The organism is Amycolatopsis sp. MEPSY49 (assembly GCF_051337345.1).
Classification (GTDB): Bacteria; Actinomycetota; Actinomycetes; order Mycobacteriales; family Pseudonocardiaceae; genus Amycolatopsis.
In genome coordinates, this window is sequence record NZ_JBDLYJ010000013.1 from 189,951 (window position 1) to 205,561 (window position 15,611).

Here is a 15,611-nt window from a genome sequence, read left to right on the forward strand (position 1 = left end):
CCGGTCGGTGCTCGGGCGCGCTGAGCCGCCGGTCGTGTCGCCGCGCTGACCGGCTCCCACGCTCTCCCGAGCCTCCCGCGCCCGAACGACATGAATGAGTCATTCACGTCATCACGCGACAGGAATGAGTCATTCATGTCACCTGGCGACAGGGTCTCGGCAAAGTCAGGTCAGCGCGGCCGATCCGGTCGCCCGCACGTCATGAACGGGTCGTTCACCTCGTCAGACGACATGAATGAGTCATTCACGTCATCACGCGACAGGAATGAGTCATTCATGTCACCTGGCGACAGGGTCTCGGCAAAGTCAGGTCAGCGCGGCCGATCCGGTCGCCCGCACGTCATGAACGGGTCGTTCACCTCGTCAGACGACATGAATGAGTCATTCACGTCATCGCCGCAGCAGCCAGCCGTCAGCCGCTCGCCGTCTCGCCGTGCCGGCTGCAGCGGGCCGTCCAGCCGAGCGGGCTCACCTGGACCACGAGCCGCCGCGCGCAGTACGTGCAGTACCGCGGCGGCTCGAGCGCCGTGCGGGGGTTGTGGCACGCCGGGTGGTCCGCCCCGCCCGGCGACTCCTGTCCACAGTGGACGCAAAAGGCAGCGTCAGAGGCTGTCACTGAGCGCCTTGATGGGCATCTTGAGCTCGTCCAGCATCTCCAGGTCCGCCGAAGCCGGGCGGCCCAGGTTCGTCAGGTAGTTGCCGACGATGATCGCGTTGATGCCGCCGAGCATGCCCTGCTCCGCGCCGAGGTCGCCGAGCGTCAGCTCGCGGCCGCCCGCGAAGCGCAGCATCGTGCGCGGCATCGCGAGCCGGAACGCCGCGACCGTCCGCAGCGCGTCCTTGCCCTCGACGATTTCGTAGTTCTCGTAGGGCGTTCCCGGCTGCGGGATGAGGAAGTTCATCGGCACCTCGTGCGGGCTCAGCTCGGCCAGCTGCACCGCGAACTCCGCGCGCTGCTCGACCGTCTCCCCCATGCCGATGATGCCGCCGCAGCAGACCTCCATGCCCGCCTCGGCGACCATCCGCAGCGTGTCCCAGCGCTCTTCCCAGGTGTGCGTCGTGACGACCGACGGGAAGTGCGAACGCGCCGTCTCGAGGTTGTGGTTGTAGCGGTGCACGCCCATCTCGACGAGCTCGTCGACCTGCTCCTGCGTGAGCATGCCGAGGGAGCAGGCGATCTGGATGTCGTTGCCGTCCGCGCGGATCGCCTTGACGCCCTCGCGGACCTGGGAGAGCAGCCGCTGGTCCGGGCCGCGGACGGCGGCGACGATGCAGAACTCCGTCGCGCCGGTCTCGGCGGTCTGCCGGGCGGCCTTGACCAGGTTGGGGATGTCGAGCCACGCCGAGCGCACCGGCGTCGGGAAGCGGCCGGACTGCGAGCAGAAGTGGCAGTCCTCGGGGCAGCCGCCGGTCTTGAGGCTGATGATGCCCTCGACCTCGACCTCGGGTCCGCACCACCGCATCCGGACGTCGTGCGCGAGCGCGAGCAGGTCGGGCAGCCGGTCGTCGGGCAGCCGCAGCACCTCGAGGACTTCGGCTTCGCCCAGGCCGACGCCGTTTTCGAGGACGTGCTCGCGCGCGTAGGCGAGAACATCGGTGTCCGGGACTGCGGTCACGGCGGCTCCTTGGTCGTGGTGGAAGCGTCCCTCATCGTGCACGAAGGCACGCCGGGACGACAGCGACGCAGGTCACTTCCCGGCGGAAGCGCACCCGGCGAAAAGCTCGGGGTCGAACTCGCCGCCGAACCACGGCGAGAGCCCGGCCCGAGCGGCGGACAGGAACTCCTCGGGCGACGCGTCCCCGAGCCCGGCGGGCAGCGCCCCGAGCAGCGGCGCACCGGCGGCGACGGGCAGGTCTTCGAGGTTGGACAGCGCGGCGAGGTCCGGTTCGGCGGGCCACGAGCCGATGATGACCCCGGCGACGGTCAGGCCCCGTTTGGTGGCGACCTCGGCGGTGAGCGCGGTGGCGTTGAGCGTCCCGAGCCCCGCCTCGGCGACGATGATCACGAGCGACCCGAGCGACCAGGCGACATCGGCCAGGCTCGAGCCGGCCTTGTCGAAGCGCACGAGCAGGCCACCGGCGCCTTCGACGAGGGTGAGGTCGTGCCCGCTGTCGAGGTCGGAAGCGGCCCGCGCGATCTCCCCGGGATCGAGGGAGGGAAGGCCACTGCGCCGCGCGGCGGCTTCGGGCGAGAGCGGATCGGGGTAGCGCCGCAGCTCCCGGGTGGTGACCTCGCGGCCCGCGAGGCGCCGCACATCGGCGAGATCGCCGGCCTCATCGGGCCCGACACCGGTCTGCGCGGGTTTCAGGACGGCAACGCGCTGCCCGCCGGCCACCGCCAGGGCGGCGATGGCCGCCGCGGTGATCGTCTTGCCGACCCCGGTCCCGGTCCCCGTCATCACCAGCATGGTCACGGACCATCAACTTAGTGACCCGGGCGCGGGGCGTGCACCGCGGGCACCGGATCCGGCGTGGTGGCGCCGGGAGGTGCCCAGGTCAGCACGCCTTTCGGGCCCGCACGGCCGGCGTGGGTCGCGAATGACCCGGTCGAGACCTCGGAGGTCCCCGATGAGTCATCCGCGACCTCGCCGGCCGGAATCAGCCGCCCGGCGCCACCGCCGCCGCGGAGCCGGCGGGCCGGAACGTCCGCTCCGCCGAGTCGAACAGATACACCTGCGCCGTCCCGACCGCGAAGTACATCCCGGTCAACTGCACCTTCCCCGCCGCCTCGGCAGCAGCCACCGACGGGTACTCCCGCAAGTGCTCCAATTGCTGCAGCACGTTGTGCAACGCCAGCCGATCCCCTTCACGGTCCGGAACCCCACCGTCCAAAGTGGCCGAACCGGTCCGGTGCGCGCTCGGCTCCGCGTGCCGCAACCACACCGACAACGGCCCCGGCGGGGGTCCCTCGGCCAGCGCCGCCATCGCGCCGCAGCCCGAATGGCCGCACACCACGATCTCCTCGACGCCCAGCACCCCGACCGCGTACTCGATCGACGCGTTCATCGACGGGTCCGCCTGGCCCGGCGGTACCAGGTTGCCGATGTTGCGGATCGTGAACAGGTCGCCCGGGCCGCTCGTCGTGATCAGGTTCGGCACGATCCGGGAGTCGCCGCACGTGATGAACAGCGTGCGGGGGCGCTGGCCGTCCGCGAGGCCGGACAGCGTGTCGCGCAGCAGCGGGGCCGCGCGGCGGTGGAACTCCGTCGCGCCGCGGCGGGTCTGCTGGGCCGGGATCCCTTCCACCGCCTGCCACGCCGACCACGGCGCCAGCCAGCGCGGCACCGCCCGGCTCGCGGCCAGCCGCGACCGCGTCGGACGGCCCGCCTTGCCTTCGCCGAACCACGGGTGGCCGACCTCGTCGACGTCGACCGTGCCGCCCGCGCGCTCGTGCGCCTGCTGCCACGTGTGCAGGCTCTCGAACGCCGCGTGGTCGAGGTAGTCGACCACCAGCTCCAGCCGCACCGGCACCCCGGCCGGGATACCGCCGAGGATCTTCGACAGCCGCGGCACCGACAGGAACGTCAGGACGCCTTCGACGACTACACGCCACGCGTCACCTTCATGCTCGACGTGAATGCCCGACCACAACGTCCGGCGCAGCATCAGCACCAGCGCCAGCCCGATCCCGGCGAGCACGCCGGTGAGCAGGTCGAACACCACGACGCCGCCAAGGGTGAGCAGGTAGACGGGCAGGTCGCCGTGGGCGAGGACGGTCCTCATGTGCCCGGGGTTGACCAGCTTCGCGCCGACGTGCACGAGCAGCCCGGCCAGCGCGGCCAGCGGGATGCTCTGGATCAGCCCGGCCAGCAGGACGACGAACAGCAGCACCCAGACGCCGTGCAGCACCGCCGACGCCCGGCTCTTCGCGCCGGCCGCCACGTTGGTGGAGCTGCGGACGATCACGCCGGTGACCGGCAGCCCGCCCAGCGCGCCGGAGACCATGTTGGCCGCGCCCTGGCCGACCAGCTCGCGGTCGAGGTGGGCGCGCGGGCCCGTGTGCAGGCGGTCGACCGCCACGGCCGAAAGCAGGCTTTCGACGCTGGCGATCAGCGCGATGGTGACGACGGCGAGCGCGAACCCGCCCCAGCCGCCGTCGGGCAGTTGGGGGACGAGGTGGACGTTCAGCAGGTCTCCGGGCAGTTCGACGCGCGGCAACGTCATCCCGGTGACCACGGACAGGACAGTGGCGGCGGCGATCGCCGCCAGTGGGCCCGGCACGCGCTGCACGGCCTTCGGCAACCGCGGCCAGACGAGCAGGATCGCGATGGTGAGCAGGCCGATCAGCGTGGCCGAGTCGTGGTGGGCGACGATCTGGCCGGGCAGCTCGGCGATGTTCTCGATGGCGGAGCTCTGGGCCTTGCCGCCGAGGATGACGTGCAGCTGGCCGAGCACGATCGTGACGCCGATGCCGGCCAGCATGCCGTGCACGATGGCCGGCGAGATGGCCAGCGCGGCGCGGGCGATGCGGCTCAGCCCCAGCAGGATCTGGAGCGCCCCGGCGGCGACGGTGATCGCGCAGGTGACGACCCAGCCGAACGTCTGGATGGTTTCGGCCATGACGACGGTCAGGCCGGCGGCGGGCCCGCTCACCTGGAGCGCGGAGCCGCCGAGCGCGCCGGCGACGATGCCGCCGACGACGGCGGCGACGAGCCCGGCGGCGACCGGCGCGCCCGAAGCGAGGGCGATGCCGAGGGACAGGGGGACAGCGACGAGGAAGACGACCAGTGAGGCCGGCAGGTCGTGGCGGAGCACGGCGAGGGGTCTCATGATCACCATGCAACCGGAAATCGTGTGAAATGTCCGCTATGCACCACTCGATCGGGTGAACAACTGGCCACATTTAGCCTGAATGTCACAAAACGGACAGGCCGTTAACGCGCCGTTCACAAGATCATTTCTGTCGTGCGACAGTTGAATCCCGTACTACACAAGGGTTTCCGCTCACCGGCACAAGCGCCCCAATGTGGCCTTCGGTGCGTCAGACGCACCGAAGGCCGCCTTGGGTGCGTCAGACGCAACCAAGGCCACATTGGGGCGCTTTGGTCAGTGCTCCAGGGCGCCCGCCGGGACGAACCCGCGCGCCGCATCGTCCAAAAGGGACACTTGCGCGGCGCCGACGTCGAAGTACATGCCCGTCAGCCGGAGCCCGCCGCGCGCCAGCGCCGCGGCGACCACCGGGTAGCCGCGCAGGGTTTCCAGCTGCTGCACCACGTTCTGCAGCGCCAGCTGGTCGGCCTCCGCGGCCGGACGCTCGCCGCCGAGCAGCAGCGGCGCCTCACGACTCCGGCGCCGCAGCGTCGCCTCGCCGTGCCGCAGCCAGCTGCCGAGCTGCACCAGGCCGTCCGGCGCCTGGCCGAGCAACGCCTTCATCGCCCCGCACCCGGAATGCCCGCACACCACGATCTCCGCGACGCCGAGCACCCCCACGGCGTACTCGATCGCCGCGCCGACCGACGAGTCGTCGCCGTCGACCGGCGGCACGAGGTTGCCGATGTTCCGCACCGTGAACAGGTCGCCCGGCCCGCTCGTGGTGATGAGGTTCGGCACGATCCGCGCGTCGCCGCAGGTGATGAACAGCGTGTGCGGCTGCTGGCCGTGCGCCAGCCCGCTCCACGTCTCGCGCAGCAGTGGCGCGGTCCGGCGCTGGAACTCCGAAGCACCGCGGCACAACAGCGAACTGGCCGTGCGCTGGGCCGGCAGCACGACGTGCTCGGCCTGCCACTGCGACCACGGCGCGAGCCACCGCGGCACGACCCGCGCGGCGACGCTGCGGCGCACGGTCGGCGCGCCCGACGTGCCGCGTTCGAACCACGGGTGCCCGATCTCGTCGACCGTCACCGGCCCGGCGTGCGCCTGCTGCCAGCCGCGCAGGCAGTCGAACGCGGCGTGGTCGAGGTAGTCGACGAGCAGTTCGAGGGTGACTTCGGCGTGCGGCGGCACTTCGGCGAGCACCCGGGTCAGCCGCGGCACGGACAGGAACGTCAGCGCGCCTTCGATGACGACGCGGTGGCGGTCGCCGTCCTTCTCGACGTGGATCCCGGAGAAGATCATCCGCCGCAGCATCATCGCGAGCGCCAGGAGGATCCCCGCCGCGACGCCGGTGAGCAGGTTGACGGCGACCGCGCCGGCCAGCGTGACGGCGTACACCGGCAGGTCGCCGTGGCGCCGGACTTCCTTGAGCCCGTTGAGGTTCACCAGCTTCGTCCCGACGTACACCAGCAGCGCGGCGAGCGCGGCCAGCGGGATCAGCCGCAGCACGCCGGTCAGCAGCAGGCAGGCGGCGAGGATCCAGCAGCAGTGCAGGATCGCCGACGCCCGGGTGCGCGCCCCGGCCTCGTAGTTGGTCATGCTGCGCACGATGACGCCGGTGACCGGGAACCCGCCGAGCGCGCCGGCGGCGACGTTCGCCGCGCCCTGCCCGACGAGCTCGCGGTCGAGGTCGGTGCGCGGGCCGCCACGCAGCTTGTCCACCGACACCGCGGACAGCAGGCTCTCCAGGCCGGCGATCAGCGCGATGGTGACGGCGGCGACCGCGAAGCCGCCCCAGCCACCGTCGGGCAGCCGCGGCACGATGTTCAGCGCGGGCAGCCCGGCCGGGAGGTCGACGCGCGGCAGGGTCAGGCCGGCCACGACGGACAGCCCGGTGGCCAGCGCGACCGCCGCCAGCGGGGCGGGCACCCGGCGGACGGCCTGGGGCAGCCGTGGCCAGGCCAGCAGCACCGCGAGGGTGACCACGCCGATCAGCACGGCCTGGTCGTGGTGCGCGGCGATCTGCCCGGGCAACGCGAGGATGTTGGCCGGCGCGGAACCCTGCGCCGTGCCGCCCAGCACGACGTGCAGCTGGCCGAGCACGAGCGTGACGCCGATGCCGGCGAGCAGCCCGTGCACGATGGCCGGCGACACGGCGAGCGCGGCACGGGCCAGGCGCGTCAGGCCGAAGAGGATCTGGAGCAGGCCCGCGGCGACGGTGATCGCGCAGGTGACGGGCCAGCCGTGGGTGGCGATCGTGTCGGCCAGCACCACGGTGAGGGCGGCGGACGGGCCGCTGACCTGCAGCGGCGATCCGCCGAAGAGGCTCGCGACCAGCCCGCCGACGACGGCGGAGATCAGGCCCGAGAGCAACGGCGCCCCGGCGGCGAAGGCCACGCCGAGGGACAGGGGGACGGCGACGAGGAAGACGACTATCGAAGCGAGGACATCGTGTTTGAGGTTCTCCGGGAACCGCGGGGTCTTCGGGGGGCCGGTGTCGTGTTCTCCGCGAACGATCTCGATCATGGGGGCAGGATCGCCGAAACCGCGCGAAAAGTCCGCTACGCAAGCATTTCTCGCGTTTGCGCCGGTACGGATCGGTTCGGTTCGGCGGACCTTTCAGGCGAAAACCACCGCGGCAACCTCCGCCGATCGCGTGGTGTGGATCTTGCTCCGGCACGCAGCGCGACGATGAGGGACCTTCGGGTCTGGCTGTGCCCGTGGTCACACCCGATGTGCTGAATTCACGCCTTTTCCGCGACCGCGAGCATCGCGCGGGTGATCACGGCGAGGTCGTCGTCAGTCGAAACGTACGGCGGCATCGCGTAGACGAGGTCCCGGAACGGCCGCAGCCAGGCGCCGTGCCCGGTGACGACCTCCGTGGCCACGGCCATGTCGACGGGGTGGTCGAGCCGCAGCACGCCGATCCCGCCCAGCACCCGGACGTCCACCACCGAGCCGAGGTCGCGCGCCGGCGCGAGACCGTCGAGCAGGCCCTTCTCGAGCCGGTTGACGTCGTCGCGCCACGCGCCGCCGGAGAGCAGGCCGAGCGACGCGTTCGCGACCGCCGAGGCCAGGGGGTTGCCCATGAACGTCGGCCCGTGCGCGAGGACCGGCAGCGCGCCACGGGAAATGCCGGCCGTGACCTCCGGCGTGCACAGCGTCGCCGCCATGCTCAGGTAGCCGCCGGTCAGCGCCTTGCCGACACAGAGCACGTCCGGCGTCACGCCCGCGTGCTCGGCGGCGAAGAGCGCGCCGGTGCGGCCGAAGCCGGTCGCGATCTCGTCGAAGATCAGCAGGACGTCGTGCGCTTCGGTCAGTTCCCGCAGCGCGCGCAGGTAGGCGGGGCTGTGGAACCGCATCCCGCCCGCGCCCTGCACGACCGGTTCGACGATGACGGCGGCCAGTTCCCCGGCGTGCGCGCCGATCGCGTCGGCGAGGGTGTCCACATAGGACTCGTCCGGCGGCGCGTCGAACCCGGACGGCGGGGCGGGCACGAAGACCTGCTCGGGCAGGACACCGCGCCACAGCGAGTGCATGCCGCCGTCGGGGTCGCACACGCTCATCGGTGTGAAGGTGTCGCCATGGTAGCCGCCGCGCCAGGTCAGCAGCTTCCGCTTCTCCGGCAGCCCGCGCGAACGCTGGTACTGCAGGCACATCTTCGCGGCCACCTCGACCGACACCGAGCCGGAGTCGCAGAGGAAGACGTGCTCGAGCCCGTCGGGCGTGAGGTCGACGAGCGTCTTCGCGAGGGTGATCGCGGGCTCGTGCGTCAGGCCGCCGAACATGACGTGGCTCATCCGGCCGGCCTGGGCGGCGAGCGCGGCGTCGAGCACCGGGTGCCGGTAGCCGTGGATGGCCGACCACCACGACGACATCCCGTCGACGAGCTCCCGGCCGTCGGCGAGCTTCAGCCGGACGCCGCTCGCCTCGGCGACCAGCAGCGAGGGCACCTTCGCCGGCATCGGCGCGTAGGGGTGCCACACGTGCTGGGCGTCGAGGGCGAGCAGGTCGGCGGAGTCCATCCGCCGACACTAGCTCCCTTGGTTCGCTCGCCTCGTGAACACCCAGCCGTTCCCGCTCAGGGGCGCGGCCACGACGTAGACCGGATCGGGCCCGTCGAGCCGCCACGGGCCGCGCACCGACAGCTCGTAACGGCCGGCCGGACCGGTGAAGGTGAGGCCGCCGTCCGGGCCGGTGGTCGCGGTGAGCACCTGGTGCGTGTCGATGTCGGTGGCCACGACCGGCTGCCCGGCCAGGCCGTCGCCGGCTTCGGTGACGATCCGGCCCGTGCTCGTGCCGGTCCGCCCGGTCACCTTCGCGGTGTCCCGGCCCCGGGGCGCCCCGGTGACGTACTCCTCGTCGTTGCCGAAGTCGCAGTACTGCTCAAGGAACCCCCAGCTCCCCGAGACGTCGCGAACCGTGCCGGGCACCCGGAACACGCGGGTCTCCCCCGGCCGGATCGTGGCTCCGGCACCGAAGTGGTCCAGTTCGCCCCACCCGGCCGCGGTGATGTCGAGGTCACGGCCGTAGCCGACGCGGTCGCACGCGCCGTAGAGGCCGGAGATGACCCGGGCGCCGGTGTTGGCCAGCTTCACGGTCAGCACCGCCGGATCGCCGGCGCGGTAGGTCTCCTTGTCCAGCGCGATCTTCGCGCGCAGCGTCTCGGCCAGCGGGCGCAGCGCCCGCAGCGGTACGTCGAGGACGGGCACCGTGCCGTCGACGCGGACCGTGCGCACACCGCCGGGCGGCAGCCACCCTCCGGGGGCGTCCGTGGCGTACACGCCGTACTCACCGGGCGCGAGGTCCGGGAAGGAGAAGCGGCCGTCGGCGCCGGTCGTCCGGGTCTCGTCCACGTTGTAGCCGTACAGCTGGACGCGGACCCCGCCGAGCCCCTCCGCGGGGCCGGGGACGCCATCCTGGTCGGCGTCGGCGAAGACCTGGCCTCCGATCGTGGTGCGGCCCTCGGGGCGCGCCACGGGCACGGCCACGTCGGCCACCGCGAGGAGCGGGCCGTCCCCGGACCGCACTGCCAGGCGCAGGGCGGAATCGCCGTCCGCCACGCCGCCGAGGTGGCCTTCGAGCAGGTAGACCCGCGATTCCCCGGGCGCGAAGTTCGCGCCGAGCCCGTCGGGCCCCAGATCGCCCCAGCCCTCCTCAACGCCGAACACCGTGCCGCCCAGCACGGCCGAGTAGCCGCGGGCGTAGTACACACCGGTGTCGCCGGCGTTGGTGACCGTGTACTTCACGGTCACCCGGTCACCGGGCAGGTACGGCCCGCCCTCGACCACCGCCGTACCGCGCAGGTCGTACCCGGCCGCGGCGGCCGGAACCGCCCAGCCCGTGACCGCCACGAGCACGGCGAGCACCATCACGAAAGTTCTGGCCTTCAAGGTGACTCCCCTTCACCTTCGGCCCGCACCTCCCGCGCGGGCTTCGGCGCTTTCACGCGCGAAGGGCCCACTCAGACGACCTCAAGTGGTGCACGTCACAACCGGACGGGCAGGGCCTCCAGCCCGTGCACCAGCGAGCTGTACCGGTAGACCAGGTCGCCCGGTTTCGCGTCCAGCGCGAGGTCCGGGAACCGCGCCAGCAGGCCGGCCAGCGCGATCTCGGCCTCCAACCGGGCCAGCGGCGCGCCGACGCAGTAGTGGATGCCGTGCCCGAACGCCAGGTGCCCGCCCGCGGCCCGCGTGACGTCGAGCCGATCCGGCTCCGGGAACCGTTCGCCGTCGCGGTTCGCGCCCAGCAGCGAGATCAGCACGAACTCGCCCTCCGGGATGGTCACTCCGCCCGCTTCGACCGGCTCGGCGGTGAACCGCAGCGTGGCCAGGTGGATCGGGCCGTCGAAGCGGAGGAACTCCTCGACCGCGCCCGGCATCAGCGACGGGTCGGCCCGCAGCAGCGCCAGCTGCTCCGGCGCGCGCAGCAGCGCCAGGACGCTGTTGGCGATCAGGTTGACCGTGGTCTCGTGCCCGGCGACCAGCAGCAGGAACGCCATCGCGATGAGCTCGTCGCCGGACAGCGAGTCGCCGTCGTCGCTCGCGTGCACCAGGTCCGACAGCAGGTCCTCGGCCGGCGCGGCGCGCTTCTGCTCGACCAGGCCGGTGAGGTAGGCGAGCATGCTCTGCGCCGCGTGCTGCGCGTCCTCCGGCGTCGACGGGCTCAGCAGCGTCTTCGACCAGGCGGAGAACTCGTTGCGGTCTTCCGGGGCGACGCCCAGCAGCTCGCAGATCACCGTGATCGGCAGCGGCGCGGCGAACGACGGCAGCAGGTCCACCCGCTCCTGCCCGGCCAGCGCGTCGAGCAGCTCTCCGGTGATCTCCTCGATCCGCGGCCGCAGCCGGGCGACCGTGCGGCCGGTGAACGCCTTGTTCACCAGCTTGCGCAGCCGCGAGTGGTCCGGCGGGTCGGTGTTGAGCATGTGCCGCCCGAGCGCCTCGCCGAAGCCGCCCTGGTTGGTCGCCCCGGCCGGGAGCTTCGCCTCGAACAGCTCGTACGCGCGCCGGTTGTCCTTGCGCAGCCGCGAATCCGCCAGCAGGGCCCGCGCCTGCGCGAAGTCCGTGACGATGTAGCAGTCCAGGCCGCGCGGCATCCGCACCCGGCGCACCGGGCCGCCCGCGCGGAGCAGCTCCGCGAACAGGTGCGCGTCCTGCGCGAAGTCCTCGGCCACTTCCACGGTCGTCATTCCGCCCCCATGAGTCCGCCTCAGCGCTCGGCGAGTGCCGCCACGACGCGCTCGGTCACGTCCTGCCAGTATGCCCGCTGTTCTTCGCGTTCCTCCGCGCCCGAAAGCCATTCCTGGTGGAACCGCAGCGTGGACTTGGCGCCCGAACCGCTCAGCCGCACCTGGACCGTCGAGTCGTGGTCCCAGTCGCTCGGCCGCCAGGTCAGCCGCACCCGGTCGCCCTCGACGAAGCTGCGGATCTCGCCGACCGTGCCGTTCGCCGTCTCGTACTCCGCCCCCGGCTCCCGCGGCAGCTCGACGCCCGGCCCCAGCCAGATCTCGACGCCCTCCCGGCTGACCAGGAAGTCCCACACCGTCCCGGCCGCGTACGGCAAGGTCCGCGAAACCCCGATGTTCCACCCCACATCGGCCGTCTTCCCCACTGAAGAAGTCATGCGGTCATCCTCCCACCGGGGTACGACAAAACCCGTCCCCGGTCCGGGTGCAGGATCGTCAACCGTGCGCTACCGCCCCATTTCCCCCGCCGTCCTGGCCGCAGAGCTGACCGACCGCATCGACGCGCTCACCGGGCGGCGGCGGATCGCGGTCGCCGTCGACGGCGCGGCGGGCGCGACCGAAACCACCGAACTCGCCGACGCCCTGGTCGACCCGCTGCGCCTGCGCGGCCGGGCGGCCCTGCGCGTGTCCGCGCGCGACTTCCTGCGGCCCGCGTCCCTGCGCTTCGAGCACGGCCGCACCGACCCCGACGCCCGCTACACCGACTGGCTCGACGTGGGAGCGCTGCGCCGGGAAGTCCTCGACCCCCTCGGCGAAGACGGGTCGGGCGAGGTCCTGCCGTCGCTGTGGGACGCCGAGCGCGACCGCGCGACCCGCGCCGAGCGCGTGCCGGTGCCCGAAGGCGGGGTCGTGCTCGTGGACGGCGAACTGCTGCTGGGCGCCGGCCTGGCCTTCGACCTGGCCGTGCACCTGTGGCTCTCCCCCGCGGCCCTGCGCCGCCGCGTGCCGGACGCCTGGGCGGTGCCCACGTACGAGCGGTACGAGGAAGAGGTGGACCCGAGCGCGCTGGCCGACGTCGTCGTGCGCGTCGACGACCCGCGGCACCCGGCGCTCTACACGCCTTAGCGGACGACGGCCACCGGGTCGCCGTCCAGCAGGCCGGCCAGCCGCCCGGCCATGGTGTCCCAGCGCCAGTTCTCCGTCACCCAGGCCCGCCCGGCCTCGCCCATCCGCCGCGCACGCACCGGATCGGCCAGCAGGCTGGCGACGGTCTCGGCGAGCTGTTCGGTGTCGCGGCCTTCGACGACGTGCCCGGTGACCTCGTCGAGCACCGCTTCGGGCGCGCCGCCGGAGTTGCCCGCCACGACCGGCAGGCCGGTCGCGGAACCCTCCAGGTAGACGATGCCGAGCCCTTCGACGTCGAGGCCCTTGCCGCGGGTGCGGGCCGGCATGGCGAAGACGTCGCCCGCGGCGTAGTGCGCCGGCAGCTCCGCCCACGGCACGGACCCGGTGAGCACGACGTCGCGCTCCAGGCCCAGCTCGGTGACCAGCCCGGTCAGCGTCTTGCGGTACGGGCCGCCGCCGACGATCAGCAGGGCCGCGTCTCCGACGCGCTCGCGGATCCTCGGCAGCGCGCGGATCAGCTGGTCCTGGCCCTTGCGCGGGACGAGCCGCGACACGCACACGACGGTCGGGCGGTCGGAAAGGCCGTGCCGCGCCCGGATTTCCGCGCGCCCGCCCGGATCCGGTTTGTACAGCTCGGTGTCCACTCCGGACGGCAGCAGCTCCAGCCCGGCCATCGGGCCGAACGCGGCGGCGAACCGGCCGCGCGTGTAGCGGCTGACGTAGGTGACGACGTCCACGGTGTCGCCGATGCGCCGCAACGCCTGCCTGCTCCCGGGGAGCATGGACCAGCCGACCTCGTGGCCGTGCGTGGACGCCACGATCCGCCGCGCACCGGCCTGGCGCAGGGAGTGCCCCAGCAGCGCGAGCGGCGCGGCCGCGCCGAACCAGACCGCTTCGCAGTCCCTCGCGCGCATGATCTGCTTCGCCCGGCGAAGGACGTCCGGCGTCGGCAGCATCAGCGACGTCGGGTGCCGGACGACCTCGAACGGCGCCTCGGCGTCGAACTCCTCGTGCGACCCCGTCCGCGACTCCCACGACGGCGCGTAGACGACCAGGTCGTCCGCCGGCAGCCGGGTGGCGAGGGAGTTCAGGTAGTTCTGGATCCCCCCGGGCCGCGGCGGGAAGTCGTTGGTCACGAGCAGGGTCTTGAGCACGCCCCTGAGGCTAGCGGCCGCCACCGACAACGAAGGGGCGGCACCGCGTGTGCGGTACCGCCCCTTCGTACTGCTGGGGTCAGGACGTCGGGCGCCGGGCGCCCGAGTACTGGCTCTGCAGCGGCGAGATCTTCACGACGTCACCCGTGTCGGGCGCGTGGACCATCTTGCCGTCGCCGATGTACATGCCGACGTGCGAAACGGGCGAGTAGTAGAACACGAGGTCGCCCGGCTGGAGCTGGTCCCGCGGCACCGCGGCGCCGAAGGTGGACTGCTCGCGGCTCGACCGCGGCAGGGTGATGCCGGCCTGCTTGTAGGCCCACAGCATCAGGCCCGAGCAGTCGAACGAGTTCGGGCCGGTGTCGCCCCAGCCGTACGGCTTGCCGAGCTTGCTCAGCGCCGCGTCCAGCGCGGTCTGGGCGGCCGCGGTGGGGGCCTTGAGCCCGGTCGGCGAACCGCCGGTGTCCTTCTGGGACGCCCTGTCGAGCGCGCTCAGGCTCTTGTTGGCCGCCTTGAGCTGCTCGATCTGGTCGTTCAGCGTCTTCTGCTTGGCCTTGATGTCGTCGGTCAGCTTGGCCGCGGCGTCACGGGCGTCCTGCGCGCGCTTCGCGGCGTCGGAAGCCTTGTTCGTGGCGTCGGTGGCCTGCTGGACGGCACCGGTGAGGTTGCCCATCGCGCCGTTCTTCTCGGTCGCGATGACCTCGAGGGCGGAGGAGCGGTCCAGGAAGTCCTGAGTGGACGTACCGGCCAGCAGCGCGGACAGCTTGTTCAGCTGGACGCCGCTGGTGAACGACGCGCCGGCGAACTTGTCGACCTCGGTCTGGTACTTCTTCTGGTTCTCGGCCGCGACGGCGGCCTGGTCCTTCGCCGCGTTGACGTCGCCGGTCGCCTTGTCGAGCTCGCCCTGCTTGGCCTTCAGGTCGTCCTGGGCCTTGAGCAGGTCTTCGTTGAGCTTTTCGGCCTGCGCCGCGAGATCGCGGTACTTGGCCAGGGCGTCCGAACCGGTGGGCGGGGCCTGGAGGACGGGGACTGGGGCGGCGGTGGCCGTCGGCTGGGCGATGGTGACGAGGGTGATCACCGAAGCCGCCGCGAGGGCACCTGAAACCACGCGCCTAACTGGATGCGACTGCACGGTCGCGCGGGTCTCCTTTGCGTCTCGGCCGCCGTGGGGACCGGGGCGCGAAGAGGTCGGGGGTTCCTCTTCGCCGCTGTCCCATTCACCGCGCGCGAGCCGTCTTCTTCCGCAACAGCTGCAGCGCGGTGGTGGTTCCGGTTCCCAGCTTCCCGACAAAGCTGCGTCCGGCGGCGATCCCGCGTCGCCGCCCTTATCGACGGCCAGGGGCCACGAGATCTCGGACAGGTTACGAAAAGACCGCGTGCGCGTCCACCACCTCTCCGGCAAAAACTCTCCGTAGCGCCGCTAAACCCGATCGGACCTGGGCGGGAGAAAACATGTGATGGGCGTTACACGCTGGGGTTTCTCCGGAGGCCTTTTCGGTCACCGACCGTTCATCGGACCCGATCGACCACTCGGCGCGCCGACACGAAACGGGCGCGTCAGGCGGTCCGCCGTTCTTCGACGAGCCGCAGCCGCGGCACCATCCCGGCGTCGGCCAGCGCGTCCACGGCCCGCCGCTCGTCGGCGTCCCAGACGACCGCGGGCGGCGCGCCGAGCAGCACGCTCACGACGCAGTCGTGGCAGGAGATCCCGCGCACGACGCAGCGGTCGCAGTCGACCACGACGTTCTCGATGTCGGAAACCGAAATGTGCGAGACGTCCACTTCGGACAGCTCGGGGGTGTCGTGCATGGTGTCCTCCTCACATCGGAACTGACTTGAGGAGGACGGTAGGCGGTACCACCGACAGTTTCGGTCGCTGTCGTGCCGCGGCTCCC

Annotated in this window: 13 protein-coding genes; 1 reads left to right on the top strand and 12 read right to left on the bottom strand. The window is 72.1% G+C overall.

From position 1 onward, the window contains the following. Positions 1 to 412 precede the first annotated feature (412 nt). The 9 genes from ABFJ78_RS40600 to ABFJ78_RS40640 all read right to left on the bottom strand — a co-directional run bounded on the left by ABFJ78_RS40600 (position 413) and on the right by ABFJ78_RS40640 (position 11,874). Positions 413 to 616 (bottom strand): hypothetical protein, encoded by a 204-nt coding sequence (locus ABFJ78_RS40600; protein ID WP_436392801.1) that lies wholly within the window; start codon positions 614 to 616, stop codon positions 413 to 415. After that, entirely contained in the window at positions 603 to 1,616 is a 1,014-nt protein-coding gene (bioB, locus tag ABFJ78_RS40605) for a biotin synthase BioB (protein WP_436392802.1), read from the bottom strand. The genes ABFJ78_RS40600 and bioB overlap by 14 nt, the downstream gene beginning before the upstream one ends. Positions 1,617 to 1,688: 72 nt before the next feature. Next, positions 1,689 to 2,414 carry a dethiobiotin synthase gene (bioD, locus tag ABFJ78_RS40610; RefSeq protein WP_436392803.1) on the bottom strand — a complete coding sequence of 242 codons (726 nt, stop codon included), beginning with the start codon at positions 2,412 to 2,414 and terminating at the stop codon, positions 1,689 to 1,691. 184 nt (positions 2,415 to 2,598) lie between these two features. Then, the gene (locus tag ABFJ78_RS40615) at positions 2,599 to 4,779 is read right to left on the bottom strand and encodes a SulP family inorganic anion transporter (protein ID WP_436392804.1); all 2,181 of its coding nucleotides are present in this window, start codon (positions 4,777 to 4,779) and stop codon (positions 2,599 to 2,601) included. A 267-nt stretch (positions 4,780 to 5,046) separates the two neighbouring features. Then, positions 5,047 to 7,278, bottom strand: coding sequence for a bifunctional SulP family inorganic anion transporter/carbonic anhydrase (locus tag ABFJ78_RS40620; protein WP_436392805.1), 2,232 nt, complete (start codon positions 7,276 to 7,278; stop codon positions 5,047 to 5,049). A 218-nt stretch (positions 7,279 to 7,496) separates the two neighbouring features. Next, positions 7,497 to 8,777, bottom strand: a complete 1,281-nt coding sequence (locus ABFJ78_RS40625; RefSeq protein ID WP_436392806.1) for an adenosylmethionine--8-amino-7-oxononanoate transaminase — start codon at positions 8,775 to 8,777, stop codon at positions 7,497 to 7,499. A gap of 9 nt (positions 8,778 to 8,786) precedes the next feature. Further along, positions 8,787 to 10,145, bottom strand: a complete 1,359-nt coding sequence (locus tag ABFJ78_RS40630; RefSeq protein WP_436392807.1) for an SdrD B-like domain-containing protein — start codon at positions 10,143 to 10,145, stop codon at positions 8,787 to 8,789. Positions 10,146 to 10,240: 95 nt separating this feature from the next. Beyond that, entirely contained in the window at positions 10,241 to 11,440 is a 1,200-nt protein-coding gene (locus ABFJ78_RS40635; RefSeq protein WP_436392808.1) for a cytochrome P450 family protein, read from the bottom strand. A gap of 20 nt (positions 11,441 to 11,460) precedes the next feature. Further along, positions 11,461 to 11,874, bottom strand: a complete 414-nt coding sequence (locus ABFJ78_RS40640) for an SRPBCC family protein (RefSeq protein WP_436392809.1) — start codon at positions 11,872 to 11,874, stop codon at positions 11,461 to 11,463. Between the two features lie 64 nt (positions 11,875 to 11,938). Here ABFJ78_RS40640 and ABFJ78_RS40645 point away from each other — a divergent pair, with 64 nt between their 5' ends. Continuing rightward, entirely contained in the window at positions 11,939 to 12,562 is a 624-nt protein-coding gene (locus ABFJ78_RS40645; RefSeq protein WP_436392810.1) for a uridine kinase, read from the top strand. On the opposite strand, the gene ABFJ78_RS40650 is transcribed toward ABFJ78_RS40645, so the two are convergent. From ABFJ78_RS40650 to ABFJ78_RS40660, 3 genes are all read right to left on the bottom strand, one after another. Then, complete coding sequence (locus ABFJ78_RS40650) at positions 12,559 to 13,716, bottom strand: glycosyltransferase family 4 protein (RefSeq protein ID WP_436392811.1); 1,158 nt, start codon at positions 13,714 to 13,716, stop codon at positions 12,559 to 12,561. The genes ABFJ78_RS40645 and ABFJ78_RS40650 overlap by 4 nt on opposite strands. 79 nt (positions 13,717 to 13,795) lie before the next feature. Further along, positions 13,796 to 14,848 carry a C40 family peptidase gene (locus tag ABFJ78_RS40655; RefSeq protein WP_436392812.1) on the bottom strand — a complete coding sequence of 351 codons (1,053 nt, stop codon included), beginning with the start codon at positions 14,846 to 14,848 and terminating at the stop codon, positions 13,796 to 13,798. Positions 14,849 to 15,273: 425 nt separating this feature from the next. Beyond that, positions 15,274 to 15,525 carry a hypothetical protein gene (locus ABFJ78_RS40660; protein WP_372668933.1) on the bottom strand — a complete coding sequence of 84 codons (252 nt, stop codon included), beginning with the start codon at positions 15,523 to 15,525 and terminating at the stop codon, positions 15,274 to 15,276. Positions 15,526 to 15,611 lie beyond the last annotated feature (86 nt).

Excerpts from the sequence above, each read along its gene's own strand:
- ABFJ78_RS40615 (WP_436392804.1), bottom strand. The coding sequence starts at position 4,779 with ATGGTGATCATGAGACCCCTCGCCGTGCTCCGCCACGACCTGCCGGCC.
- ABFJ78_RS40620 (WP_436392805.1), bottom strand. The coding sequence starts at position 7,278 with ATGATCGAGATCGTTCGCGGAGAACACGACACCGGCCCCCCGAAGACC.
- ABFJ78_RS40625 (WP_436392806.1), bottom strand. The coding sequence starts at position 8,777 with ATGGACTCCGCCGACCTGCTCGCCCTCGACGCCCAGCACGTGTGGCAC.
- ABFJ78_RS40635 (WP_436392808.1), bottom strand. The coding sequence starts at position 11,440 with ATGACGACCGTGGAAGTGGCCGAGGACTTCGCGCAGGACGCGCACCTG.
- ABFJ78_RS40640 (WP_436392809.1), bottom strand. The coding sequence starts at position 11,874 with ATGACTTCTTCAGTGGGGAAGACGGCCGATGTGGGGTGGAACATCGGG.
- ABFJ78_RS40660 (WP_372668933.1), bottom strand. The coding sequence starts at position 15,525 with ATGCACGACACCCCCGAGCTGTCCGAAGTGGACGTCTCGCACATTTCG.